Here is a 26,048-nt window from a genome sequence, read left to right on the forward strand (position 1 = left end):
CATGGCGGCACCTGCGACCCTCGACCATCTCAGCACTCTCGCCGACTCCACCCGGAGCCGGCTGTTGCTCGTGCTCGAACGCCACGAGATGGCGGTCACGGAACTCTGTGCCGTGCTTCAACTTCCCCAGTCCACCATCTCGCGCCACCTCAAGGTGCTGGGCGATGAACGCTGGGTGGAGAGCCGCGCCGAGGGGACGTCGCGCGTGTACCGGCTTGCCGCCACCCCCGACGAATGGGCGGCGCGACTGTGGCCCGTCGTCCGCGAGAGCGTCCAGCGAACGGCGATCGCGGAGCAGGACCTGGCGCGGGAGGGGGCGGTCCTCGCCAGCCGCCGGACACGCGCCCGCGAGTTCTTCGCGACAGTGGCGGGGGAGTGGGAGTCGGTGCGCACCGAACTGTTTGGCGACTCGCTCGACCTCCGGTTGGCGCTCTCGCTCCTCGAGCCGGAGGCGGTGGTCGGAGATCTGGGGTGCGGGACCGGTCATCTCACCTCGCTCGTTGCCCCGCACGTGGCGAGGGTGATCTCGGTTGACGGTTCGGAAGAGATGCTCGCCGCGGCGCGCGCGCGCGTGAGCGGGATGGCCAACGTGGAGTTGCATCTCGGCGACCTCGAGGCGCTCCCGCTGGGCGACGGCGTGCTGGACATGGCGATCCACTCCCTGGTGCTGCACTACGTGGCCGACCCGGGCGGTGCCATCGCCGAGGCGGCGCGCGTGCTGCGACCGGGCGGCCGGTTGGTCGTCCTCGACATGATGCCGCACGAGCGGGATGACCTGCAGCAGCGCATGGGGCACGTGTGGCGCGGTTTCCCGGAATTGCAGCTGGCCGCGTGGTTCGCCGCGGCCGGACTGGAGCAACGGCGCTACACCGCGCTCCCCGTCGACCAATCGGCGCGCGGACCAACGCTCTTCACCGCCAGCGCGCGCAAGCCACCCCTCGCACAACCGTCAGACCACTAGCTCCAAACCGTTAGTCTCTCCCAGCTCATCCTCGTCTTCTCGTCTTCTCGTCTTCTCGTCCTCTCGTCCTCTCACATCTTCACGGAGTTCCGATGACCACCACGTTGCATCCGTCCCTCGGCGTGAACTCGCCGCTCGATCGCCCAGCCTTCAAGGTGAAGGACCTCTCGCTGGCCGAGTGGGGGCGCAAGGAGATCCGCCTCGCCGAGCACGAGATGCCGGGGTTGATGGCGATTCGTGGGGAGCACAAGGGGAAGTTCCCGTTGAAGGGGGCGCGGATCATGGGGTCGTTGCACATGACGGTCCAGACGGCCGTGCTGATCGAAACGCTCGTCGACCTGGGCGCCGACGTGCGCTGGGTGTCGTGCAACATCTTCTCCACGCAGGACCATGCGGCGGCGGCGGTCGTCGTCGGGCGCAACGGCACGGTCGACGCACCGAACGGCGTCCCCGTGTATGCGTGGAAGGGCGAGACGCTCGAGGAGTATTGGTGGTGCACGGAGCAGGCGCTCATGTGGCCCGACGGCCACGGCCCCAACATGCTGCTCGATGACGGTGGCGATGCGACGCTCCTCATCCACAAGGGAGTGGAGTTCGAGAAGGCGCGCGCCGTGCCGGCCTTCAACGCCGACAGCGATCCCGAGGAGTGGGGAGTCATCCTCGACCTCCTGCGCGACCAGCTGGCCAAGAACCCCGGGCGTTGGACGAAGGTCGCCGCCGACATCAAGGGCGTCACCGAAGAAACGACGACGGGCGTGCATCGCCTGTACGAGATGATGAAGGCGGGGACGCTCCTCTTCCCGGCCATCAACGTCAACGACTCGGTCACCAAGTCGAAGTTCGACAACCTGTATGGCTGCCGTCACTCGCTCACCGACGGGATCCTGCGCGCCAGCGACGTGATGCTGGCCGGCAAGGTGGCGGTGATCTGCGGTTACGGCGATGTAGGGAAGGGATGCGCCCAGGCGCTCAAGGGACAGGGGGCGCGCGTGGTGATCACCGAGATCGACCCCATCTGCGCGCTGCAGGCGGCGATGGAAGGGTACCAGGTGACGACGCTCGACGAGGTGGTTTCGACGGCGGACATCTTCATCACGTCCACGGGCAATACGGGGATCATCACCGTGGAGCACATGAAGCGGATGAAGGACAAGGCGATCGTCGGCAACATCGGCCACTTCGACAACGAGATCGACATGGCCGGGCTCAAGAAGGGTGGCATCGAGCGCATCAACATCAAGCCGCAGTTCGATGAGTTCGTCTTCCCCGACGGGCACTCGGTTCTCGTGCTGGCCGAAGGGCGCCTGCTCAACCTCGGCTGCGCCACCGGCCACCCCAGCTTCGTGATGTCGGCGTCGTTCTCGAACCAGGTGATCGCGCAAATCGAGCTGTTCGGGAACACGGGGAAGTACGAGAAGAAGGTGTATGTCCTCCCCAAGCACCTGGACGAGAAGGTGGCGCGGTTGCACCTGGACAAGCTCGGCGTGAAGCTGACCACGCTGAGCGCCGAGCAGGCGGCGTACATCGGCGTCCCGGTGGAGGGGCCGTACAAGCCGGATCACTACAGGTACTAAGGGCGGACGGGGGACGGGGGACGGGAGTGCAAACGGCGCCGTGCGGCGCCGTTTGCTTTTCATGCACGAGTCCTGTAGGGTGCGCCCCGTCTCCCGTGTCCCGTCTCCCGTGTCCCGTCTCCCGTCTCCCGTCCCGCTACTCGTTCCCCTACTTCGTCCAGACCGCGACGAGTCCGCACCACGACTCGCGCTGCATCCCCGTGAGCGATGGTGGAACGGAGCCTGGGCCGACGTAGATCTCGATGCCGTGGATCTCCTTGGGATCGAGGTCGTCGAGGCTCGAGATCCCGGCGCGCACGATGCCGTCCACCATGATGCGCAGGACGCACGGGCCGCCGCCCGCCGACTTCGAGACGAGCGACGGATTCGCCCCGCGGTTCGAGACGACCAGCCGTGTCGACGCCGAGTCGACGACGCGGACGGTGGCCATCCCACGAAAGAGGTCGGTCATGCGAACTGGCCGCCGGCGATCGATGTCGGTCTCCGTGAGGAACTTCCCTAACGATCCCGAGATGCGGCGGCGCTCGAAGTCGGCCCAACGCCCCTCGGGGACGCCATTGCTGTTGCGGTCCTCCACGCGCAGCTCGGAGAGCTCCTGTACCGCAGGGGCGAGCGTGATGTCGAGCGCCATGAAGTCGATGCCGCTGTCGTCGAGGGCGCGCGCATAGCGGCGGAAGCCGCGTCGCACCACCACCAGGGAATCGCCGGGGCGAACGGGAAAGTCCAGCCGTGCCGTGCCGCGCCCATCGGTCTGCACCGTGCGCGTACTATCCAATCGCGCGAACAGCCGCGCACCAGCGACCGGGTTGCGCGTCGCGGAGTCGCGAACCAGGACCTGGACAGTGAGCTGGCGTGCGGGGGACTGCGCGGGGAGCTGCGCATGTGCGCGGCCCGGGACGGAGCAGAGCGCCAGGGCACCGCCAAGTGCAACGATCGCCGTGCCGGTTCGCGAGCCGAAGACCGCAGGTCGGGTGACACGACGTGGCATGATCCACCTGGCACGGGGAGGTAAAGCGGCCAGCCAACCGGGATTCAACATCGCGCGTCGCCGCCGAGGTCCGCCAGTGCGTTGCCGGGGTGGCGGCGCGGCCGTCGCCCATGCATTGTGCGTGACTTCTCGAACCATGGCTCGCACCACCACATGTCCGACACTTCGCGCCTCGACGCACTCGAACTGGCGGTGGCCCGCCTGGCCAGGGAACTGGTAGCGCTGCGCTCGGAGGTGCGTGCAGCGCGCCCGGTCCCGGACCCCCAATCTGCGCCTCGCGGCGTAGCACCTCACGACGTTGCGCCTCGTCCGGTGGAGACGACCGTGCACGAGCATGCGAGCGGTGCGCCGCGGCATGCGCCGTACGTCTCGGACGAGCTGCGCCGCATGGCATCCGCTCCGTCGTCGTCTGCACAACAGGCGCCGCCAGCGCCATTGCCGCCGGTGCCACCGAGATCACCGCGCGCCGGATCGGCGCCGAGCGCTGCTGCGTGGTCTCCGTCGTTTCGCTATCTCGAGCGCGAGAACCTCGAGAGCTTGATCGGGCGCTACGGAACGCTCGCGCTGGCGGCGTTCACGATCCTGATGGGGGTCGGCGCCTTTGTTGGATGGGCGGTCCGCAACGGGCTCATCGGCCCCGAGGTGCGCGTGGCGCTGGGGAGTGTGGCGGCGATCGGCGTGGCGATGGTCGGGCTGCGATTGCGCCGCGGCGACTCGCCGCGCTTCGGGAGCGTCCTGCTTGCCCTCGCGCTCGCCATCATGCACGTCGTGTGTTGGGGGGCGGGGCCGCTGCTGCAGGTGGTGCCGGGTGCCGTGGCGCTCGTCGTCGCCGCGGCGTCGTCGGCGGCGCTTTCCACCCTCGCCATTCGCGAGGAGGACCAGTCGCTCTTCAACATCGGGTTTGGCGGTGCGCTGTTGGCGCCCTTCGTGACGTCGACGCGCACCGGTGACCCGGTGCTCCTCCTCCTGTACGGCGGGTTTGTGCTGGCGGCCGGGATGCGCGCAATGCGCGATCGCGCGTGGGCCAGGACGCCCTTTGTCCTTGGCCTGGGAGTCGCCGCCTACACAGCGGCAGCGAGCGGGCAACTGGCAGATGAGGAGACGATGGTGCGCGCCGTGGCGCCGGCGCTCTTTGCCGTCGCTGTCGCGTGGTTGTCGATCCTCCTCGTGCAGGGGCGTGCGCGCGAGCGTGTCGCCGTCACGGCGCTGCTGGCGGCGCTGGGAGCCATCGCCAATATGCATCCGCTCCCCGCCTGGCAAGCGATCCGGCCACCACTGGCAGCGCTGGTTACCATCTCGGGCTTCCTCGTGCTCACGGCGCAAGGGGCCACGCGCTGGATGGGAGTCCTCGTGGGGCTCGTGATCCCCGCGGGGAGCTGGCTGGTGGCAATTTCCCCCCTGCAGGGCGTGGATGCGCGCCCCGACGGAATTACCTCCCTGCTCTGGGCAGTTGGTTGCGCCGTCGCTGCATGGTACGATCGCGATGGCGCGCGGCGGTGGACCGCCTTCACGGCGACGGCCATTGGCGGAATGGCGCTGGTGATCCTGCTCGAGGGGAACGACCAGGCGACGGCGATCGCTCTCGCGGGGTACGCGGCGGCGGTGTCTCTGGTGCTGCGCCAGGTCCCGTTAGGCGGGATCGCGTTCGCGGCGGGGGGATGGCTGTCGGTGGCCACCGCGCTGGCGTTCCATCTCCTCGACCGTCGTGACGACTGGCTCCCGCGGCCCTTCCTCACCAGTGCGTCGGGCGTCGCGGCGGTGGTCTGCGCGGCGTGGTTTGTCTTTGCCTGGAACTGGGCGCGCATGGGAATGGCGGCCGGTTCCGCCGCCTTCGACCTGCGGCGGAACCTGGCGCGCATCCTCGGCGCCGTCGTCACCTTCGCGTGGGTGCATGTCGAGCTGCAGCACACCGTCTCGCTCGATGTCTCCACCTTTCTCCTCGTTGCGTACTACGCGGTGACCGGTGTGGCGGCGATCGGCGTGGGACGCGCGCGCGCCATTCCGCCGCTGCGGCACGTTGGGCTGGCGCTGGCGGTCCTGGCCGCGATCAAGGCGATGCTGGCGACGTCGTCGCTGGGGATCGGGTGGCGCGTGGGGGGCTATCTCCTCGCGGGTGCCTTCCTGCTGGGCGTGGCGTACTGGTATCGCGGGCGCGGTGCAGGGCCCGGTGAAGCGACAGCCGATGTGCATTCCGGCGCGCCTCACAGTTCGCCCACTGGTGACGGCGCCTCCCGTGGCTCCGCCAATGGCGCCGCGGACAGCTCCGCCGAGGGCGTCGCGATGTGATGTCGCTCGCCATGCGCGCCCCGCGCGCCCCGCGCGACGCACCGTCACGATGACGTCAGCGCGAGGGCTCGTGCGGGTGCGGGTGCGGGTACTCGTGCGCCTGCGCCTGCGCCACGGCCGCGCGCCAGCCGCGAACGGCGGCGAGGGCGACTTCGAGTCGTGCCGCGCCCGTCCCGGCAACTGGGAGGACGCGGGCACCCAGCTCCGCCAGGCGCGCCGAGAAGGCGTTGTGCAGCTGGCGGCGCGCCGCGGGGCGGTCACGCACGCCGTCGGCGAGCCAGGGAAGGTCGGGGGTGCACAGGAGGTAGAGCGGCGCCAGGCGCTCCCGCGCTGCCGCCCAGATCCAGGGCGGGCACTCGCCGTAGTAGTGCTCGGCGTAGACCGTGGTGCTCACCACGTCGGTGTCGAGGATGAGCGGGGGCGCCTCCGTACCGCCAGACGCAACGCCCCACCGTTCGCGCCACTCGGCCATGGCCGCCTCTTCGGTCGCCAGCTGCCCGGTGGCGATGGGCGAGACGTCGTCGGCGGTGAGCGCACGTTGCAGCTGCTGGGCATGCGTGCGGGCGAACTCGGGGAGCCAAGCCGTTCCCAGTGCCTCCGCGAGTTGCCGTGCGAGTGTGGTCTTCCCGGTGCTCTCGGAGCCGGTGACGACGATGCGCGGGACCGGCGGCTCGCTCCACGCGCGCCTCCCCTCAGGCATGCGCCGCGCGCCGAGCGTCGTAGGAGCGCTTCCAGTCACGCAGCCCCAGCGCCGCCAGGATGAGGAAGACCCCGTACTGGAAGGCGGTGAAGTTGAGGTGCTTGAGGAAGAGGAACATCCAGACGTAGACCACGTCGAGGACGATCCAGAGCGCCCAGTTCTCGAGGATCTTGCGGGTCATCATCCACTGCGCGATGAGCGAGAAGACGGAGAGCGTCGCGTCCAGATAGGGGAGGGCGGCGTCGGTGGTGCGATGCAGGAAGGTGCCCAGGGCGGCGGCCCCGGCCAGGCCAATTGCGCCTAACGAGATGGCCACGCGCGGCGTGAGGCGCGAGACGTGCAGCTCGGTGCGGTTCTCCCCGCCGAACTTCCACTCGTACCAGCCGTAGACCGAGAGGCACAGGTAGATCACCTGCAGCGCCGCGTCGGCGTAGAGCTTCTCGCGAAAGAAGAGGATCGCGTACAGCCCGACGTTGACGATGGCCGTGGGCCAGCTCGCGATGTGCTCGCGCGTGCTGAGCCAGACACTGACCAAGCCGAAGACAACGGCAGTCCCCTCGAGCGGGGTGAGCGAGGCCAGGACGCCGCGAAGGAAGTCGCCGATGAGGTCGCCGTTCATGGCGCCAAGCTACGGTGCCGCACCACCACGGGCGACCGGAAGCTGCCGTCCGGCACCGCGCGGCTAACGCGGCTCGATGCGCAGGAGGCGGTCGTCCTGGGCCTGCGGGGAACCGCGCCCGTCGCGGTTGCTCGTCCCCACGTAGACTCGCCCATCCGGGGCGACGGCGATTCCCCGCAAGCGCCCGTACGTCCCCGCGAACAGTGTCTCCTGCGCGGTGACGCTGCGCCCGTCGCTGGCAAGGGTGAGACGATGGAGCGCGCTCCCCTTGAGCGAGGTGAAGAGGAGGCTTCCCCGCCACGCCGGGATGAGCGCGGCGTCGTAGTACACCGCGCCGGCAGGGGCAATGGTCGGTGTCCACGTCGCCAGCGGCTCGGCGACGTTGTTGGCGGTGCAGAAGGCGCGCTCGTTAGGGCCGGCGTCGCCGTCGCACATCCCGCGCACGTCGGGCCAGCCGTAGTTGCGCCCTCCCTCGATGCGGTTCACCTCGTCGTTGTCGCTCGGGCCGTGCTCGGTGGAGTAGAGCGCACCGCCAGGCGCAAAGGCGAGCCCCTGCGGGTTGCGGTGCCCCATGGAGTAGACGTAGCCGCCAAGCGTGTTGTCCGGCGCCGGCGCGCCGTCGAGCGTCATGCGCAGGATCTTTCCCCCAAGCGACGTGCGGTCCTGCGGCAGGGCGGTGTTGGAGGCGTCGCCCATCGTCACGTACAGCAGGCGGTCCGGGCCCACGGCGAGGCGCGCGCCGTTGTGCACCGAGCTTCCCGGGAGGTTGTCGAGCAACGTTTCGCTCGCGCCTAACGACGAACCGTTCCAGCGCATCCGCACCACGCGGTTGCGCACCCCATTGGCCCCCTGGTAGGTGTGTGCTGCGTACACGTACGGCTGCGTGGCCCAGTCCGGGTGAAAGGCGAGCCCCATCAACCCCCCCTCCCCGGTCTCGCTCACCGTCAGGCTCCCCGCCCGGGTCGCCGCGCCAGTTGCGGGATTCACGCGCGTGATCGTCCCCGGGCGCTCGCTCAGCCACAGCGCGCCGTCCGGCCCCCACGCCACTTCCCAGATGGTGTCGAAGCCGCCAGCCACCGTGGTCACCAGCAGTTGATCGGCGGTGGGCGGGGTGCCATTGCCGGGACAACAATCGGTGGGGTCGTCGCTGCCGCACGCCGTGGCCGCGAGCACGGCGACGGTCGCGATCGTGGCGATGAGGGCGACAGGCGCACGCAGCGCGTCGCGGGAATGCGCGGCGAAGTGCCGGACCGCGGAGGCGCCGCCTACGGCGCGCGTCCCCCGCGCCCATCGCGTCCATCGCGTCCATCGCGTCCGCCGCGTTGGCGCGTCCCCGATCTTGTCGCGACTTTCGGCCGTACCCATTTCGCGTCTCCCTGACTCTCCTGCATCCTTAGCACCGGCTGATGGGTACAAGTTCCGCAGTGCCTCCGCCGCCAGCGGTGACCGGGCACACGCCATGGGCCGTCAGCATCCGCCAGCACACACGGAAGCGCCTGCGGCTGGCTCTTCCTGACCATTCCACGCGTACTCCGAGTGCTCCCCCACCCGCGCGGCACCACCTTCGTCAGATCGACGGCCGGTGCCATGGCTGGCACCATTCTCGGTGCCATCGCCCTGCTCGCCTCCTCCGCGTGCGCGATCATCAACCCGCGGCCGCTCGTTCCCACCCCTGCCGACTCGGCGCTCGCACGCGCGCTGCTCGATGAGGCGCTGACCACCTATTGGCGACACGAACTCCCGCGCAACCACGAGCTCGCCCTCGCCAACGGGCTCGGTGTGTCACTCCTCCCCGACGTCTCGTCGCAGGGACGCAAGGCCGACCTGCGCACGGCGCAGTCGGTGACGAACGCCCTGGACCGGGTCAACGTCGCCGCGCTCTCGCAAGGCGACTATGTCACGTCACTCGCCCTGCGCTGGGAGATGGACGCGCAGGCCGAGGCGGTCGCCTTCTCCAGCGCCGATTTCTCCTTCCTGTCGCCCGCCGCCTCGCCGGTGCGAACGCTCTCGGAGATCTACCGCTTGCAGCCGATGGCGTCGACGGCCGGTGCGGAGCGGTACCTCTACTTCGTGGAGGCGATGGCGTTCGTCCTCGATCGCATGAAGCTGGCGCTGGAGGAACGTCGTGTGCGCGGCTACGTGGCGCCGCGCGAGACGGTGGAATCGGCGCTGGCGTTCTATCGATCCCTTCGCGCGTTAGGGCCCAACGGACCGTGGGCGCTGTCGCCCGAACGCCTGGCGCCGTTCGACAGCGCGAGCCGCGAGGTCATTGTGCGCGAGGCGTCGCTCACGCTGTCACAGCGCGTGTACCCGGCGCTCGACGACTTCGTGGCATATCTCGATTCGGCCTACCTCCCGATTGCATCCAGCCGCGCCGGGCTGTGGCAGTATCCCGGGGGAAAGGAGCTGTACCGCCATCTCCTGCGCCGGCACTCCTCGCTCGACGTCCCGCCGGAGGAGGCGCACCGGGTGGGGCTGGGTGAGCTGCGCCGCATCGACTCGACGCTGGCGCTGCTGCGCGCGCGGGAGCACTGGAACCCGGGTGCGCGCGCCTTCCAGGACTCGTTGCGCCTGACGATGGTGGCGCCGTCGTCGCTCGATGCCGTGCGCAACCAGGTCGAGGCACACCTGCGGCGCCTGGAGAAGGGGCTGGAAGCGCAGTTCGCCGAGGCGCCGGCGCGCGATGCGACCATCCGCGCCGCCTCGCCCGCCGAGGCGCTCCTCTGGCCCGACGGGACGTACCTGCCGGCGAGCATGGCCGCCGAGGTGGGGGAATTGCTGCTGACGGATCGCTGGCGCACCCCCGCCTTCCAGGCGGCGATCGCGTCGCGCACCTACCGCGCGCTCGTTCCCGGCCGCCACCTCGAGGCCGCCATGACGCGCGGCAATCCCGCCGTCCCCGCCTTTCGCCGGCACCTCGAGACTCCCGGCTACTCCGACGGATGGGCGCAGTATGCGGCGTCGCTCGCAGGCGAGATGGGGATGTACGCCGCGCCGCTCGATGCATACGGGCGCCTGCTCGACGAGGGAGCGTCCATCGCGTACCTGGTGATCGATACGGGAATCCACTACCTGGGGTGGTCGTTGCCGCAGGCGCGCGCGGTGCTGGGGCGCTACGTGCTTGCTCCCGACGCCCTCGTCGACTCGCTCGTCACGGAGCGAGTGATCAACGATCCGGGGCGTGCGGGGGCGGGGGCGCTGGGCGCGCGCGAGGTCGCGGCCATGCGCGCCTGGATGCAGGGAGAGCAGGGAAAGGACTTCTCCGCACCGGCCTGGCACCACGAGGTCCTCTCGTTAGGCGAGGTCCCGCTCCCCATTGTCGGGAGCCACCTGGAGTGGTGGCTCTACGACACGGCGCGCCAACGGGCCAGCGCACTCGCCGCCGAGCAGGCGGCGGCCAAGGCAGCGGCGGAAAAGGCGGCGGCCGCGAAGCAGGCGGCGGGGAAGCAGGTGCCAGCGCCGAAGAAGAAGCCCGGCTAGCCGCTCGCATCGCAGCCTGGCCTGCGTGCGGCGAGCAGCCCGGCTAGTCGAGCGAGGCGACGACCTGCGCGCCGGCGTCCAGCAGGAGGCGCATGGCCTTGTCGTAGTCGTCGTGCACGGCGAGGACGACCAGGTCGCCCTCGCGCATCTCGCCCATCGCCAGTTGCAACGCCTCCTCCTCGGAGTCGGCGCGGCGCAGCGTCGACTCGCGCGCCCCCTCGCCCAGGAAGGCCTGCGCCAGGCGCTCGCGCGTCTCGAACGCCGCCGTCCCGCGGCGATACCTGGGCATCTCCTTGAGGATCACGACCTCCGGCTCCTCGCACCACACCGCCGCCGCCAGCTCCACCAGGGCATGCTCGTCGCGATCGCCCGCCTGCCCCACGACCACCAGGCGGCGTCGCGCGAAAATCGGCGACAGCGCCTCCCAGATCGCGTTCCACCCGTCGGGGTTGTGCACGAAATCGACCACGACGCGCGCCCCGCGATAGCGCAGGAGCGAGAGCCGCCCGGGATTGTCCTCCGGGCGCTCGCCAAAGCGGTGCGCCACGGCACGTATGTGCGCCGGCGCGACTCCCATCGCCAGCGCCGCCGCGCTCGCGGCCAGGAGGTTGGCAATGTTGTGCATCGCCGAGCCGCCCAGCGTCATCGGCATGTCGGGGGCCATGCCTAACGGGATCTCGCCGTCGGGGGTGAGGATGAGCATTTCCCCCTCGCGATGAACGCACGCCGTCCCGCCACGCGCCACGTGCGGCAGGACCACCGGGTTGCGCACGCTGAGCGCAAAGAGCGTGACGCGATGCGACAGCGCGCCCGGTCGCGCCATGCGTCCCCTGAGCACCTCATCGTCGGCGTTGAGGACGAGCGTCCCCTGGGGAACCAGGGCGCGCGTGACGACGAGCTTGACGTCGGCCAGTCGCTCCAAAGTGTGCACGCCGTACTCGCCCATGTGGTCGGCGGTGATGCGCGTGACTACAGCGACGTTGCAGCGATCGATCGCCAGCCCGCGCCGCAACAGGCCACCGCGCGCCGTCTCCAGCACCGCGGCGCTCACCCGACGGTCGCGCAGGACCATGCGCGCCCCCACCGGCCCCGTGTAGTCGCCATGATCGACCAGCGCACCGTCGCACCAGACGCCGTCTGTCGAGGTGAGTCCCGCCACCTGCCCCGCCTCGCGCAGCATGGCCGCCAGGAGCCGCGTGGTCGTGGTCTTCCCGTTGGAACCGGTGATGAGGGCGACCGGGATGTCGTGCACCTGCGCCCAGTCGATGACCGATGGCTCGGGGATGGCGCGCGCCGGAAAGGTCACGCTCCCGGCTCCGCCACCAATCGACGCCGAGTCGTCATCGAAGGTGAAGGTGAGCCCGCGCGCGCGCGCCTCCCGCTGCAGCTGCACGAGCGCATGGTTGCGCTCGTGCTGCTGGTGCACCTTGAGGCGCGCTACCAGATCGCGTCGGTCGGGGGCCGGGCGGCCGTCGACGATCGACTCGGCAACAGCAAAGGCCTGCTCGTTCACCTCGGTGGCGGTGAGGAGGGCGTCGATGGGGGCGGCCAGAAAGGCATGCCCCCCGCCGGGGTACGGGCGAGCGTACACCTCGGGGCGCTCCCAGCCGAGGTGGTCGGCGAGGATGCGAACCTCCGTGCGCCACGCCAGGAGGAGCGCCGGGGCCTCGTCGTTGCCGCACTGGATGTCGAGCGCCGCCCCTTCCCGCTGGGAGAAGAGGTTGGGCCCCATCAGGCGCCGGGAGTCGAAGATGCGGTCGGTCAGGGTCCCACCCCTCGGCTTCTATTTGGAAGACGGCGGAAAAGGGCTTCTAGTCCTCCTGGTCGCGCGCGATGTGTACTCCGCGTTCGTCGCGCACCAGGACGAGGTCGTCCCCTAACGTAGCAACGGGCGTCACGTCGCCATCACGTGACAGGATCGGGGCTGGGGTGGGAGCGCCCTGGGTAGCCTGCGACGCCAGGAATTCCCCGGTGGAGCGCGTCGCCTCCTCGGCCGTCCGGTCGGCCGAAGAGCGGAAGTAGACCACCTGCTTCCAGCTCCGGACCAGGGCGTCGGCAAAGAGGAGAACCAGGTCGCCGGGGCGCGCCATGGCGAGCGCCGCCTCGTGCGCCTCCTGTTCATCGGGGATGAGCGAGATGCGCTCGGCGGGAATCCCGGAGCGGAGCAGCGTATCGCGAATGAGGCGCGGGACCTCCTCGCCATCGCGACCGCGCAGGTCGTCGTCGCGGCGGCAGATGTAGTGGTCGAAGTTGCCGCGCGCCGCGACCTCTCCAATCTCCACGATGTCCTCGTCGCGCCGATCGCCGGGGCCGGCGACGACGCAGATGCGCCTCCCCTTCACGTCGAGGCGTCGCACGAGCTGGCAGACCGAGTCGACCGCGGCGGCGTTGTGCCCGTAGTCCATGATCACCTTGAAGGGGTGTTCATCGAAGACGTTGAGGCGGCCGGGGGCCTGGTAGAACGTCGTGTGGAAGGTGCGCAGCCCGTTGCGGATGTCTTCCAGGCGCACCCCCATCGCGAAGGCCATCGCGGCGGCGAACATCGCGTTCTGCACGTTGAAGGTCGCCTTGCCTTCCATGGTGGCGGGGACCAGGTGCGTCCAGAGGAGCGGGATGTGGGCGCCGCGGTCGTAGATGGTGATCATCTGCCCGTTGACGCCCCCCTCGAGGGCGATGGCGCGCCCGCCGGCGCGGATGTGCTCGCGCACGAGTTCGTGCTGCGGGTTCATGGTCACGTAGCAGACCGACTTGGCCTCGGTGTACGCCGCCATGCGCAACACGCGCGGGTCGTCGGCGTTGAGCACCGCGGTGTCGCGCGCCACCTCGGCGATGATGCGCTTTACCTCGGCGAGTTCGTCGAGCGTATCGACGCCGCGCATTCCCAGGTGGTCGCTCTGCACGTTGAGGACGGCGCCGACATCGACGCGCCGCACTCCCATGCCGGCGCGCAGCAGTCCGCCACGTGCAATCTCCAGCACCGCCACGTCGACCGAGGGGTCGCTGAGCACCATGCGCGTGGCCACCGGCCCCGTCATGTCGCCGGCCACGGTGCGTTGCCCGTCCACGTACACGCCGTCGGTGCTGGTGAGGCCCACGCACTTCCCGGCGAGCTTGTGGATGTGGGCCAGCATGCGCGCCGTGGTCGTCTTCCCGTTGGTCCCGGTCACCGCGGCGATGGGGATGAGCGAGGGCGAGCCGTGGGGGAAGAGCATGTCGACCGTCTTGCCGGCCACATCGCGCGGCTTTCCCTCGCTAGGGGCCATGTGCATGCGGTAGCCCGGCGCAGCGTTCACCTCGCAGATGGCGCCGCCGATGTCCTTGTACGACTTGGCGATATCGGGCGTGAGGAAGTCGACGCCGCCCACGTCGAGCCCGATGGCCTTGATGGCGCGCACCGCCATCTCCACGTTGTCGGGGTGCACGACGTCGGTGACGTCGGCGGCGGTGCCGCCGGTGGAGAGGTTTGCCGTCAGGCGCAACATCACCACCTCGCCCTCGGCCGGGACGGTGAAGCGCGAGTAGCCCTTGGTGTCCATGAGGCGCGTGGCCTCGTGGTCGATCTCGATGCGGGTCAGGACCTTTTCATGCCCGATGCCGCGCCGCGGGTCGGAGTTCACCTCGGCGACCAGCGCCTCGATCGTGCGGACGCCGTCGCCCACCACGTGCCCCGGCATACGCTTGGAGGCGGCGACCAGTTCGCCGTCGATGACCAGCATGCGGTGGTCGGCGCCGGAGATGAACGACTCCACCAGCACCGAGCGCGAGTGCTCCTTTGCCTTCTGGAAGGCCTCGCGCACCGCGAGCTCGTCCTGGAGGAAGATCGAGACGCCGCGACCGTGATTCGCGTTGTAGGGTTTCACCACCACCGGGTAACCAATGCGCCGCGCGGCCTGTACCGCGCCATCCTCGGATTGCACCAGCCGCTGCTGCGGCACCGGCAACCCTAACGACGAAAGGATCCGGTTGGTCTCCTCCTTGTCCGACGCCAGTTCCACGGCGATGTGCGGGGTGAGCGAAGTAACGGTGGCCTGGATGCGCTTCTGGTACTTTCCGTAGCCGAGCTGGATGAGGGAGAAGTCGTTGAGCCGGATCCAGGGGATGCCGCGGCGCGCCGCCTCGCGCACGATCGACGCCGTCGACGGGCCCAGCGCGCGGCGCTGCGCGTAGCGGATGAACTCGTCGCGTGCCACGTCCCACTTCCACTCGGCGTCCCAGTCCGCCGGCTGCAACTCGCGGGGGAGGAGCGAGTGGAGGAGGGCGAGCGCCAGGTCGGCCGCCTCGTTCCCCACGTCGCCCTGCTCGTACTCGAACACCACGTCGTACACGCCGGGGCGATCGTCCATCGAGCGCGTCTTGCCGAAGGTGACGTCCTCGCCGGCGATGTTCTGCAACTCGATCGCGACGTGCTCGAGGACGTGCCCCAGCCATGTTCCCTCGTCTTCCGACATGCGGCGAATGAAGCCCCCGGCTTCGCCGTAGCTGCACCCGTGCTCCACGAGCCCGGGGAGGCGATCGACGAGGGCGTCGATGAACGCCTGCCCCAGTCGCATCGTGGGCCAGTACTCGACCTCGCCCAGGTCCACCTCGAGGCGGATGACCGGGAAGTGGGCGTAGATGCTGGGGCCGACGAAGGTGCGGCGGTCGGAGATCTTCATGAGAAGACGAGAGGACGAGAAGACGGGAAGACGAGGTCGATGGTGCGAACGTCGGGGTATGGTCGCGCGTGGTTGGGCGCGAGCGATACTGCACACTCGCCTCGTGCCGGCGGCGCTACTCCGCCGGCTGCAACGTGCTGACGGTGGCCTTGCGGGTGTGGAGGTTGTAGGTGGCGCCGTGGGTGAGGATGTGCAGCTGCACGCCGACGAGCGAGACGGGTTGTCCGCGGTCGGTGTGGTCGGCGCTGGAGTACTCCACGCGCGACGGGTCGATGCAGGTGATGCCGCCCGAGCCGCGGATCTCGATCACCTCGTCCGGGCCGATGAAGGCGGCGGTGTCCTCGTCGAGCCCCAGCCCCACGGCAAACGGGTTGAGCGCCAGCGCCATCAGCAGGCGCCCCAGCCGGTCGCGCTGGCGAAAGTGCTGGTCGATGACGACGCGGTTGGTGAGGCCGAGCCCGGGGGCCAGCGTCGCCATTCCGACTTTAGGGGTCGGCCCTTCCTCGCCGAAGGCGATCATGTGCTCGGAGAGGAACGCCGCGCCGGCCGACGTCCCGGCGACGTGCTGCCCGCTGGCGTTGCGCCGTCGCAGGAGCTTGGCGACCGGTGTCCCGCCTAACGTGGTGGAGAGCTTGAGCTGGTTGCCGCCGGTGAGGAAGACGCCGTCGGCGTGCTCCAGCACGGCGAGGTAATCCTCGTCGTCGGCGTCGCTGCGCCGTTCGATGGCCACCGCCTTGGCCCGCTTGGCGCCGAGCTTGAGGAAGAGCGTCTCGTAGTCGCGCCCGGTCGATGCATCCGACGAGGCGGTTGGCAGGATGGCGATTGTGGCCGAGCGCGCGCCGCACAGGTAGACGAAGTGCTCGAGGATATCCGAATCGCCAATGCGGCCGCCGATGGGGATGATGTAGCCGCGGCTGGCGTGGGCGGGGACTTTGGAAGGGGACAAACTTGGGACGGGAGACGGGGGAGGGGAGACGGGAGTGGCGACGCGCGTTGCGCATCGCCGGGGGGCGTGGAGGGGCGTGGGGGCAAGGTACCGGGGGTGGGTGGGGATGGCGAGGCGCGGGGAAGGGCGCCGGTCTGTCGCGTCTGTCCGAGGTTCAAACACTCTGCAGCATGAAAGGCGTTGCACACACCGCCAGAAGCGCGACTCATCCCCCGGGCTATCGACACCACCCACCACGCGCTGCACCTTCCCGCCCCCCGCACGCGGCAAAGCCGCGCGCACTCCCGTCTCCCGTCTCCCGTCCCGCCCCCTTTCCCCGGAGCCCCCATGCCCGCCTCCCCCTCCCCCTCCCCCTCCCCCCACGGCCGCTTCACCTGGCACGACCTCGTTACCACCGACAGCGCCGGAGCCCAGGCCTTCTATACAAAGGTCGCCGGGTGGGGGACCGAACCCTGGGGCCCCCCCGAGAAGTCGTACACCATGTGGACCGCCAACGGGCGTCCCATCGGGGGGATCGGGCCACTCTCCGCCGAGGAGCAGGCCAAGGGGATTCCCCCCTACTGGATGGGGCACATCGCGACCACGGACCTCGACGCCACGGTGGCCCAGGTCCCCGCACTCGGCGGCGCGGTTCTCCTCCCGCCGACCCCGATTCCCACTGTGGGGCGCTTTGCCATCGTGCAGGACCCGTACGGGGCGACCTTCTCCGCCTTCCAGAGCGACAACGAGGCGCCGGGGCACGACGGACCGGCAGCCGTGGGAGAGTTCTCGTGGCGGGAACTCGCGACCAGGGACCTGGACGGCGCGCTCGCCTTCTATGGAAAGCTCTTCGGCTGGACGCTGGGGAGTGACATGGACATGGGGGCCAACGGGATCTACCGGATCGTCAACCGCAATGGCCAGATGCTGGGGGGGATGTACCTCATCACGGAGGCGATGCCGATGCCGCCGTCGTGGCTGTACTACGTGCGGGTGGCCGACATCGACGCGGCGGCGGGGGCGACGACTGCGGCTGGCGGTACGATCGTGCAGCCGATCATGGACATTCCGGGGGGAAAGATCTTCATCGCGGTCGATCCGCAAGGGGCGACGTTCGCGGCGCACTGGGATCCGAGCTGATCCGGGAATCGAAGCGAGCATGTTGGCGGAGATCCTGTGAAGTAATCACGTGTTGACGTCGGTTGCGTCTGCGTGCGTTTACTTGACAGGATCTTCCAGTGCGCTGAACTTGCTGCTGACGGCAGGAGAGATCTCCTAAACGATCACAGAAGAAGGTGGATCAGGAATGCACGCCGGACAACAGCGCTGATCGCAGAAGCTGACATTGCCGCCGCCCGTTCAGCCGGAGTCAACGCAACGCCGAACCTGTTTCTGAATGATCTTCGACTGGTTGGCGTAGTTGACGCAAGCACGTTGGACGCACTCTTTCGTATGCAGCTCAGCCGAGCGACGCGGCACCAATCCGACAGGTGATGCAGACGCGGTTGACAACGACTTTCGCGTGCGCCTTTGCCGACTACGTCCAGCCCAACGATCGCCCACCGCGACGCAAGTTGCCGGCAAGGCCTGTCGGTCGACGACGGGCGATGACTCTACTGCTACTGCTCTTGCCCCTGGCCGCGGCTGCCGTGCTACCCACGCCAGCGGACGCACAAGGGGCGACAAGAATCGTTGACGATCGCGGTAGGCCGATCGCGGGGGCTCGCGTCGAAGTCTGGAATGGCACATCTCGCGAATCGATCGCCTTCTCTGATGATTCGGGATGGGTATTCATTCGAGATGGGGATCCTGAGCGTGGAGTTCTGATCAGGAAGATCGCGTACCAACCAGCGAACCTGCGGGTGGGCGACACCCGAGTCCATAGCGAGATCGTCCTCCGACCGGTTGTCGTACCTCTGTCGCGCGTGGTTGTGGAAGACCGGCGCGACGCCTGCAAGGCAGGGAATCCAGACTCGGCACTCGCCATGCTTCGCGTCCTGGGACGCACTTACTCGCGGGTACCTCCTGCGCATGGCGTTGCATGGCGCGCAGTAGTCGATTCCAGCCTGGTCGCGACGAGCGATCTCGGTGACTACTCCACTGCGCACGATGACTCGACTGGAAGGCTCGTGGGCGCCGCCCAGATCGAAGCGGATTGGCATCGATTGGAACGCGGCGAGTATGCGGTGCGAACGGGTCTGGTTTCCTCGCGCGCTCGAAGGGCGGAAAGCTGGCGAACGGTCCCATTGGAAGTGTATCTCCTAGCGTTCCTGCTATCTCCCGCCTTCATCGATCAACACCGCGTGGGTTTGAGCCGGCAGAACGACCGGTTCAGAATCTCCTTCTGCCCAAAGCGCGGGGGACAGGGTCTGATCGGCGATTTGATCGCGGAGTCCGATTCTTCGCTCTCCAGTGTCTCGTATTCAATCCGTCTCGAAGGCGTCCGCCGCGCCCCATCCGCGCAGGTGGTCTTCGTCCCGCCGCGCCGAACGGACCCGCTTCCTCGCTATCTGTTCCCGGCTCAGTCGGTCTCATGGTGGCCGAGTCAGATCGGAGTCGATTGGTATGTTCAACGCCGGATGACGTTCAGCTTCTTTGAGGTGCGATCCTGCGATTACGGACGCTGCTAGCGCGGGGTCATCTCATCGATGCTCGATCGCACTCGGCCCGCGCGTTCGCGTCGGTCCAGGTTCAAGCCCGGCGGGCGATTGCCGCAACAAGCGCGTGGCACCCGTGATGGCTGCGCCCAGCATGTCGGAAATGCAGGGCGATTTGTTGCCTCGTCCATCGATCGGAGGTCTGTTTAGCACCGGGCCCGCCCGGCTCCCATAGCGCGCGCCAGCGTTACTCGCGAGCATACGTCGCGGGCGCGCAAGGAGTGAGGGCGGTGAATGACCGCGGGACCAGCAGCGAGGCATAAGCAACTACATGGCGACGGGCGAATCGCATCGTCGGACTCCGCCGATGAATCGGCGCGTGGGCGATCGGCTCACGCCGCGCGAACTCTCGGCCGTGGGATACGGCGGCAAGTATCGCGTCTGCGTGATTGTCGGGACGCGCCCCGAAGCCATCAAGATGGCGCCGGTCATCCTCGAACTCTCGCAGCACCGCCAGGTGATCGAGACGATGGTGGTCACCACCGCGCAGCATCGCGAGATGCTGTCGCAGGCGCTCGATGCCTTCGGGATCAAGCCGCACGTCGACCTCGGGCTCATGTCGGCCAAGCAGGCGCTGGCCGACTTCACCGCCCGCGCGATGCTGGCGCTCTCGTCGTGCTTCTCCGAGCTGCGCCCAGACCTTGTCCTGGTGCAGGGCGACACGACCACGGTGCTCTGCGCCGCGCTCGCCGCGCACTACCTGGGCATTCCGGTGGGGCACGTCGAGGCGGGGCTGCGCTCGGGAAACCTGCGTAACCCGTTCCCCGAGGAACTCAATCGCCGCCTGGCCTCGGTGGTGGCCGACCTGCACTTTGCCCCGACGGACACGGCACGCCAGAACCTCCTGCGCGAGGGGGTCCCTGACGACCGCATCACCGTCACCGGCAACACGATCGTCGACGCGCTGCGGCGCATTCCCCGCAAGGCGCAGTTTGACGATGCGCGCCTCAACGACCTCCCATGGGAGAAGCGGCGCTTCGTCCTGTGCACCATGCACCGGCGTGAGAACCTGGGCGAGCCGCTGGCCAACATCTGCCGCGCGCTGGGCGAGCTGGCCACGATGCACACCGACACGCACTTCGTCTTCCCGGTGCACCTCAACCCGCACGTGCGCGACGTGGTGTTCGACGAGCTGTCGGGGATGCCTCGCGTCGAGCTCCTGGACCCGTTAGGCTACTCGGACCTGCTCGAACTGCTGCGGCGGTGCGAGTTCGCGATGACGGACTCCGGGGGAATCCAGGAAGAATGCCCGTCGCTGGGAAAGCCGGTCCTGATCCTGCGCAAGAACACCGAACGCCCCGAAGTGGTGGAGTCGGGGTTCGGGCGCGTGGTGGGGACCGACACGCTGGCGATCGTCGATGCGGCGACGCTCCTCCTCGACGACTATCGCGAGATCGAGAAGATGACCTCGGGCGACAATCCCTTTGGCGATGGACTCGCCGCGCAACGCATCGTACAGACGCTGATGCGCCGCGCGCCGCGGCATGCCGGGGGACACCCGGTCCCCGAGGGGCCGGCGCTCCTCCCGACGCGGCGAGTCGTGGAGCCATGACATCCCGACGCGGCCGCCGCACGGAGCGGCCGCGCCCGGAGCCGCCTCGCACGGAGCCGCCGCGCACGGCCGCGATGCGGCGCCTCGCCGCACGAGCCTTCGCCGCGCTGCTCGCCGCAGTCATGGGAGCGGCTACACTCCCCGTCTCACGCGCGCACGCGCAGGAGCGCGCCAGCGCCCACGACGGCGCCCGCCCCTTGCTCGACCGGCGCGTCGACCTCTTCGCCGACCGGCACCAAGTCACGGGCGGCTACGGCGACTGGCGTGGCGTCGGGTTGCGGCTGTCGGTCCCCGTGGGGCAACGCGACACCTGGTTCGCCGAGGCGCTCGAGCGCCGCGCCTTCCGCGACGAGGGGACCTACCTCAGCGTTGCCAACCAACACGTCTGGAGTGAGCGCGTCTACACCTATGCAAGTGTGGGGGGCGGCTCGGGCGACTTCGTCCTCCCCGACCTGCGCCTCGACGCATCGCTCTCCACCAAGTGGGGGGCGCGACGCGCGCTCGTGACCACGCTCGGCACCACGCTCATCGACGCCAAGCGCGGCTACCGCGACGTGGGGGGCTTTGCGGCGCTCACGGGCTACCTGTCGCCGTGGGCGGTGGCCGAGGGCGGGGTGCGTGTCACGCGCAGCACGCCGGGCGACGTGGACGCCGCCAGGGGCAACGGGGCGTTGACGTTAGGCAGCCAGGGGCACACGGTCGTCGTCGTACGCGGCTCGTCGGGGCGCGAGGGGTACCAGTTGCTGGGGGCGGGGGCGGCGGTGCGGCGCTTCTCGAGCCAGGAGGGGAGCGCATCGGTGCGGCAGTGGGTGGGGGCGCACGGGGGGGTGCTGGTGCAAGGCGAGCACTATCGCAATCCGTTCTACCGTCGCACGGGGGTGACGCTTGGCGTCTTTGCCCACTGGTAGCCGCGGCGCCGCGCGCACGCCGCGCGACCTGGCCGCGCTCCCGCACACGGGCGATGCGCGTGCGCGCCTGCTGGGCGAGCTGCGCGTGCGCGGGTCGCGCGGCGGGATCATCGGCGCGCATCGTGCCATGGTCACCGGGCGCCTCACGCCGTCGCGCGTGTCCAGCATGGTGGTCATCCCCGCGTTGCTCGCCGCGCTGGTCACCGTCCTCCTTCGCCCGTTAGGCGAGGCGTGGCGCCTGGCGTTCGAGCGCCTGGCGCCGCTGCTGGGGATGGACGAGCCCATCGGCTTCGCCGCCGTCTCGCTGGGCGACTACCTCACCTTCTACGTCCCGCACGTCACCACGCCGGCGCCGCTCCCCGGGGTGTGGCACTTCTGGGTCGTGGGAGGGATCTGCGCGCTGGTGCTCGCGGCGTCGTTGCTCCTGCCGGATCGCTTCACGCCGCTGCGCTACTACCTGCGCTTTGCAACGCTGGTGCAGCTGTCGAGCATCCTCTACTTCGCCATCAGGCCCGGCTTCTTTCCGTACGCACTGCCGCAGTACACGCTCGGCTTCCTCCAGGCGGGGTGCGCCGTCCTCGTGCTCATCCCGCTCGTCCTCGGGCTGACCTTCTTCCCGTTCGACATCGCGCTGTGGCGCAAGGTGCTGCTCACCGTGCTCACGGTGGGGCACATCGCCGTCCTCCTCCCGCTGCAGGTGCTGCTGCACGCCTACGTGGTGCAGCACCTCTCGCTTCTCGCGCTCCCCACGATGTTCTTCCTGTGGGGGATGCTGCTGGAGATCTTCGTCTTCGTCGGCTTCTACGGCTGGGGGATGAGCTGGCCCGATGCGCCACGCGCCACGCCGTGGCTGCGTGAGCGCGGCGACGGACGCGTGCGCCCGACCAGCGGCGCGCACACCGCACAGCGCGGCGGGGCGCGATGATCGTCACGATCCTCGTCGCGCTCCTGTGGTCGGTGGTCGCGGTGCTGGCGATCTACACCGTGCGCCACTACGTCTTCACCTTCAATCGCCTGTTTGGGCGCCACCGGCAGCCGTACGTCGACATCACCGTTGCCGACTGGCCGCCGGTCACGGTCTTCATCCCATGCCATAACGAGGCGCAGGTCATCCACGGGTCGATCGATGCGCTCCTGGCCGCCGACTACCCGCGCGACCGCCTGACGATCATCCCGATCGACGATCGCTCGACCGACACCACCGGGGCAATCCTGCGCGACTACGCGTCACGACACCCGGAGGTCATCAGGCCGGTGTGGCGCACTGGGGGGACGCCGGGAAAGGCAGCGGCGCTGGCCGAGGCGAGTGCGCGCGTGGGGAGCGAGGTCCACCTCGTCTTCGACGCCGACTACATCCCCGGCCCCAAGCTCCTCAAGCAGCTCGTGGCCCCCTTCTTCGATCCCGAGGTGGGAGCGGTGATGGGGCGCGTGGTGCCGCAGAACGTGAAGCGCTCGCTCCTCACGCGCCTCCTCGACCTCGAGCGCGCGGGCGGCTACCAGGTGGACCAGCAGGCGCGCATGAACCTGGGACTGGTGCCGCAGTACGGCGGCACGGTGGGCGGCGTGCGTCGCGAGGCGCTGTCGAGCGTTGGGGGGTGGCGCACCGACACCCTGGCCGAGGACACCGACATGACCTTCCGCCTGCTCCTGCGCGGGTGGGAGGTGGTGTACCAGAACCGCTCCGAGTGCTACGAGGAAGTACCCGAGCACTGGCCGACCCGCATTCGCCAGATCCGGCGCTGGACGCACGGGCACAACCAGGCGCTGCGGCGCTACGTGAATCGCGTGCTGGCTCGGCGCGGGAACGTGTCGTGGCTGCAGGCGCTCGACGGCACGCTGCTGTTAGGGGTCTTCGCGGTGGGGCCCATCCTTCTCGCGGGTTGGATCCTTGCCCTGGTCCTCTATTACCTGGGCTACCAGCCGTCCTCGGGGATCCTGATGGTCCTCGTCATCTCGGCGTTCAGCACGCTGGGGAACTTCGCGGCCTTCTTCGAGGTGGCAACGGCCACGCGGCTCGACGCGTCGCGCAACCGCGTGCGCCTCCTCCCGTTTCTCTTCTTCGGCTTCCTGGTCTCGCTCATGGCGGTGTCGCAGGAGACGCTGCTGCAGTTCGTGGGACGCGGGCTGGGATGGCGCAGCAACAAGCGCTGGGACAAGACGGAGCGCTACCGTCAGGCGCAAGACGGCGGCAACGGCGGCGGCAGCGGCCAGTTGGGCCATGGCGGGGCAGCATGAGCGTCGTCGCCTTCCTCGCACTGTTCGCGGTGGCGGTGGCGTGGTTCCTCCTCCCCCTCCTCCCCGCGCTGCGCGAGTTGCTGTCACCCACCGACGCCGAGCCGCTGACGGCCGTTGGGCAGGACGCGGGCGACCTCACGGTCTTCGCCGATGGCTTTCGCGACTACCTCGCGCGCCAGCTGCCCACCGCCCCCTCCTCCGCCCCCTCCACCGACCCCTCCACCGCCGCGTCACGCGTGGGGACGCTCGTGGACGGGACCCCCTTCGTGCAGCTGGCGGAGAGCGCCGAGCTGCTGCGCGAAGTGGCGCTGACCGACGGCTCGATCCCGCGCGTCGTCATCGCCGAGCGCGCGCTCACCCTCCCCGGCGGCGAGACCTTCCCGCTCGAGGTCCTCGCGCGTGGCCCGCTGCGCGCGGGGAAGGGGACAATCTTCCGGGCGCTCCTTGGCATGGATGACCTCACGCTCGGCGCCGGCTCCGAGATCCTGCGCTGGGTGCACGCCGATGGCACGTTGCGGCTGGCGGAAGGGTGCACGGTGCACGGGCGCGCCTCCGCCACCGCACGCATCCTCCTCGGACCCGACGTTGCCTTCTCGCGCATCCGCGCCGCGCACATCGCCGCTGTCCCCGACCCGACCGCAGACGACGCGCTCGCACTGCTCGACGACGCTCCGTCTCTCCCTCCCGTCATCAGCGGCACCGCCAGGCTCCCCGCCGGGACGTTGCGCGAACGCGGCTACACGCGCGTCCCCGGCGACCTCACCATCCCCGCCGGCGGAACCGTGACCGGGGCGCTCGTCGTGCAAGGGCGACTCTCTGTGGGCGAAGGAGCGCGCGTTGGCGGGAGCGTGAAGGTGCACGGCGAGTGCACGCTCGCCGCCGACGCGGTGATCGACGGGACGCTGGTGTCGCGCCGCGGGGTCACGCTCGGCGCGCGCTGCCTGGTGCAGGGCTCGATCGTGGCCGAGGGCGACGTCGTGGTGGGAAGCGGGAGCTGGGTCGGGTCGCCATCGACCCCGGCCTCCATCGCCGCCGTGCGCGTGACGATCCGCAGCGGGGCGCAGGTGTTCGGGGCTATCTCGGCACGTTTGGGCGCCCAGACCGGCTGATTCTTCCGCTTTTGGCGACTTCGCCTTCTGGATCGTAGACCGGGCTCGGCGTTGTCGCCGGGCGGGGAGAGCGAGAGTCGGAAGATCCGACCACCAGTCAGCGCCCGATCCGCATCGCGATCTCACGAGTCAAGGCTTTGCAGGGAAACAACTTCCACGGCTCGGCTCACCGGGAATGTCTGGCGCGCGTGCCCGTGGGGGACCCGGCACGGATTGGGGGGATACCGCTGGCACCCCCGGGCACACGGCTTGCCTACCTTGTTTGTGACCTTTCTCACGATTTCTGCACACCGCGCGCGAGGGTGGGCGATGTAGCGTGAGATGGCTTCAAGTCTCAGACGGAGTGAGTGATGAGCACGATGACGCGCATCCTGCGGGGTGCCTTGGCGAGCGCTGTCCTGGTTGGGGTTCTCCCGGCCGGGGCGCAGGCGCAGCGCACCGTGTACCCTGGTGGGCCATGGATCTCGGATGTTCGTGGCTCCGGTGGATCGGCCGCGATCACGGGGAACAACCCGCGCAACGGCAACGGATCGTTGGAGCTGGCAGTAAGCGGCGACCTGCGGGACTGGGGGTGGTTCAACCTCTTCTCGGGCGATCCGGCGACGACGCAGGGGTGGGGGCAGCTGTCGCAGTTGACGCAGGTGGGCTTCGACTGGTATCGCGTGGCGATGGGGCCCACGGGCGATGCACCGTGGCAGGCGCAATCGCCGGCGCTTCGCCTGTACGTGCGCAGCGGCCCGATTGGCGCGCCGGTGTACAGTGAGCTGGTGTGGGAACGCTGGTACACGCTGGCGCAGCCCGCGCCCACCAATCAGTGGATCTCCGAGAACGCGACCAACCAAATGTTCTGGCGCTTCGTGACGGGGCAGGGATACACGATCGACGATTGCAGCAGCCCCGCCACCATCACGCCCGGCATCCCGGTCAAGACCACGTCGCCGTCGGCGTGGGGGAACGGGAACAACTGCTACGCGTTAGGCGATGCGGTCGTCTACGGCATCGGGGTGGGGCTCGGCAGCAACTGGCCGCATGCCTACAAGGCCTTTGCCGACAACGTCACGCTCGGCTTCAACAACGACCCCGTGCTCGCGGTGCACGATAACTTCGAGCTCCAGTCGAGTACGACCCCCGAGCCGGCGACGATGCTCCTGCTCGGCAGCGGATTGGCCGGGATCGGCGGGGCGATGGCGCGTCGTCGCCGGAAGGGCGTGTAGCGCGCGCTGCCCCCTACACTGCCTCGTACACGGCGACGTCACGCGCCGGAACGCTGGCGACGCGGTCGACGCTGGTATCACTGCGGGGTCCGGGCTTTGGCTCGGGCCCCGCGTCGCGTTCGAGAGGACGAAGGACGCGCTTGCGATGAACGCTCGCTGGAGCGAGGATGCGCGCATCGTCATCG

At 69.3% G+C, this 26,048-nt stretch carries 18 protein-coding genes; 11 read left to right on the forward strand and 7 right to left on the reverse strand.

Going from position 1 to position 26,048, the window contains the following annotated elements; translation table 11 throughout:
- Nucleotide 1: 1 nt before the first annotated feature.
- Both IT359_13490 and IT359_13495 read left to right on the forward strand, forming a co-directional pair.
- Nucleotides 2–961, forward strand: coding sequence for a metalloregulator ArsR/SmtB family transcription factor (locus IT359_13490; protein ID MCC6929990.1), 960 nt, complete (start codon nt 2–4; stop codon nt 959–961).
- A gap of 122 nt (nt 962–1,083) precedes the next feature.
- The gene (locus IT359_13495; protein ID MCC6929991.1) at nt 1,084–2,535 is read left to right on the forward strand and encodes an adenosylhomocysteinase; all 1,452 of its coding nucleotides are present in this window, start codon (nt 1,084–1,086) and stop codon (nt 2,533–2,535) included.
- 148 nt (nt 2,536–2,683) lie between these two features.
- Here the strand turns inward: IT359_13495 and IT359_13500 are convergent, their stop codons facing one another.
- A complete protein-coding gene (locus tag IT359_13500) occupies nt 2,684–3,523 on the reverse strand; it encodes a hypothetical protein (protein ID MCC6929992.1) in 840 nt (279 codons plus the stop codon).
- Between the two features lie 153 nt (nt 3,524–3,676).
- On the opposite strand from IT359_13500, the gene IT359_13505 reads away from it, so the two are divergent.
- Nucleotides 3,677–5,809 carry a DUF2339 domain-containing protein gene (locus tag IT359_13505; protein ID MCC6929993.1) on the forward strand — a complete coding sequence of 711 codons (2,133 nt, stop codon included), beginning with the start codon at nt 3,677–3,679 and terminating at the stop codon, nt 5,807–5,809.
- Nucleotides 5,810–5,864: 55 nt separating this feature from the next.
- Here IT359_13505 and IT359_13510 read toward each other — a convergent pair whose 3' ends face one another.
- The 3 genes from IT359_13510 to IT359_13520 all read right to left on the reverse strand — a co-directional run bounded on the left by IT359_13510 (nt 5,865) and on the right by IT359_13520 (nt 8,493).
- Complete coding sequence (locus IT359_13510; protein MCC6929994.1) at nt 5,865–6,509, reverse strand: ATP-binding protein; 645 nt, start codon at nt 6,507–6,509, stop codon at nt 5,865–5,867.
- A complete protein-coding gene (locus tag IT359_13515) occupies nt 6,502–7,128 on the reverse strand; it encodes a nicotinamide mononucleotide transporter (GenBank protein MCC6929995.1) in 627 nt (208 codons plus the stop codon). Before IT359_13515 ends, IT359_13510 begins: the two co-directional genes overlap by 8 nt.
- A 63-nt stretch (nt 7,129–7,191) precedes the next feature.
- Nucleotides 7,192–8,493 carry a PQQ-dependent sugar dehydrogenase gene (locus tag IT359_13520; GenBank protein MCC6929996.1) on the reverse strand — a complete coding sequence of 434 codons (1,302 nt, stop codon included), beginning with the start codon at nt 8,491–8,493 and terminating at the stop codon, nt 7,192–7,194.
- A 222-nt stretch (nt 8,494–8,715) separates the two neighbouring features.
- Here IT359_13520 and IT359_13525 point away from each other — a divergent pair, with 222 nt between their 5' ends.
- Entirely contained in the window at nt 8,716–10,608 is a 1,893-nt protein-coding gene (locus tag IT359_13525) for a DUF885 domain-containing protein (GenBank protein ID MCC6929997.1), read from the forward strand.
- 43 nt (nt 10,609–10,651) lie between these two features.
- Here IT359_13525 and IT359_13530 read toward each other — a convergent pair whose 3' ends face one another.
- From IT359_13530 to IT359_13540, 3 genes are all read right to left on the reverse strand, one after another.
- Nucleotides 10,652–12,340: a hypothetical protein gene (locus tag IT359_13530; protein ID MCC6929998.1), complete on the reverse strand. Its 1,689-nt coding sequence runs from the start codon at nt 12,338–12,340 to the stop codon at nt 10,652–10,654.
- Nucleotides 12,341–12,419: 79 nt separating this feature from the next.
- Entirely contained in the window at nt 12,420–15,263 is a 2,844-nt protein-coding gene (gene cphA / locus IT359_13535) for a cyanophycin synthetase (protein ID MCC6929999.1), read from the reverse strand.
- 115 nt (nt 15,264–15,378) lie between these two features.
- A complete protein-coding gene (locus IT359_13540; GenBank protein ID MCC6930000.1) occupies nt 15,379–16,209 on the reverse strand; it encodes a cyanophycinase in 831 nt (276 codons plus the stop codon).
- Nucleotides 16,210–16,536: 327 nt separating this feature from the next.
- Between IT359_13540 and IT359_13545 the strand changes: the two genes are divergently transcribed.
- The 7 genes from IT359_13545 to IT359_13575 all read left to right on the forward strand — a co-directional run bounded on the left by IT359_13545 (nt 16,537) and on the right by IT359_13575 (nt 25,863).
- Nucleotides 16,537–17,328 (forward strand): VOC family protein, encoded by a 792-nt coding sequence (locus tag IT359_13545; GenBank protein ID MCC6930001.1) that lies wholly within the window; start codon nt 16,537–16,539, stop codon nt 17,326–17,328.
- Between the two features lie 1,824 nt (nt 17,329–19,152).
- Nucleotides 19,153–20,397 (forward strand): UDP-N-acetylglucosamine 2-epimerase (non-hydrolyzing), encoded by a 1,245-nt coding sequence (gene wecB, locus IT359_13550; GenBank protein ID MCC6930002.1) that lies wholly within the window; start codon nt 19,153–19,155, stop codon nt 20,395–20,397.
- Entirely contained in the window at nt 20,394–21,305 is a 912-nt protein-coding gene (locus IT359_13555) for a YaiO family outer membrane beta-barrel protein (protein MCC6930003.1), read from the forward strand. Before wecB ends, IT359_13555 begins: the two co-directional genes overlap by 4 nt.
- A complete protein-coding gene (locus IT359_13560) occupies nt 21,292–22,230 on the forward strand; it encodes a hypothetical protein (GenBank protein ID MCC6930004.1) in 939 nt (312 codons plus the stop codon). Before IT359_13555 ends, IT359_13560 begins: the two co-directional genes overlap by 14 nt.
- Nucleotides 22,227–23,540 (forward strand): glycosyltransferase family 2 protein, encoded by a 1,314-nt coding sequence (locus IT359_13565; GenBank protein MCC6930005.1) that lies wholly within the window; start codon nt 22,227–22,229, stop codon nt 23,538–23,540. The genes IT359_13560 and IT359_13565 overlap by 4 nt, the downstream gene beginning before the upstream one ends.
- Nucleotides 23,537–24,649 carry a polymer-forming cytoskeletal protein gene (locus tag IT359_13570; protein ID MCC6930006.1) on the forward strand — a complete coding sequence of 371 codons (1,113 nt, stop codon included), beginning with the start codon at nt 23,537–23,539 and terminating at the stop codon, nt 24,647–24,649. The genes IT359_13565 and IT359_13570 overlap by 4 nt, the downstream gene beginning before the upstream one ends.
- A 350-nt stretch (nt 24,650–24,999) precedes the next feature.
- Nucleotides 25,000–25,863: a PEP-CTERM sorting domain-containing protein gene (locus tag IT359_13575; protein ID MCC6930007.1), complete on the forward strand. Its 864-nt coding sequence runs from the start codon at nt 25,000–25,002 to the stop codon at nt 25,861–25,863.
- Nucleotides 25,864–26,048: the final 185 nt, after the last annotated feature.

The sequence above is a fragment of the Gemmatimonadaceae bacterium genome (assembly GCA_020852815.1).
GTDB lineage: Bacteria > Gemmatimonadota > Gemmatimonadetes > Gemmatimonadales > Gemmatimonadaceae > SCN-70-22.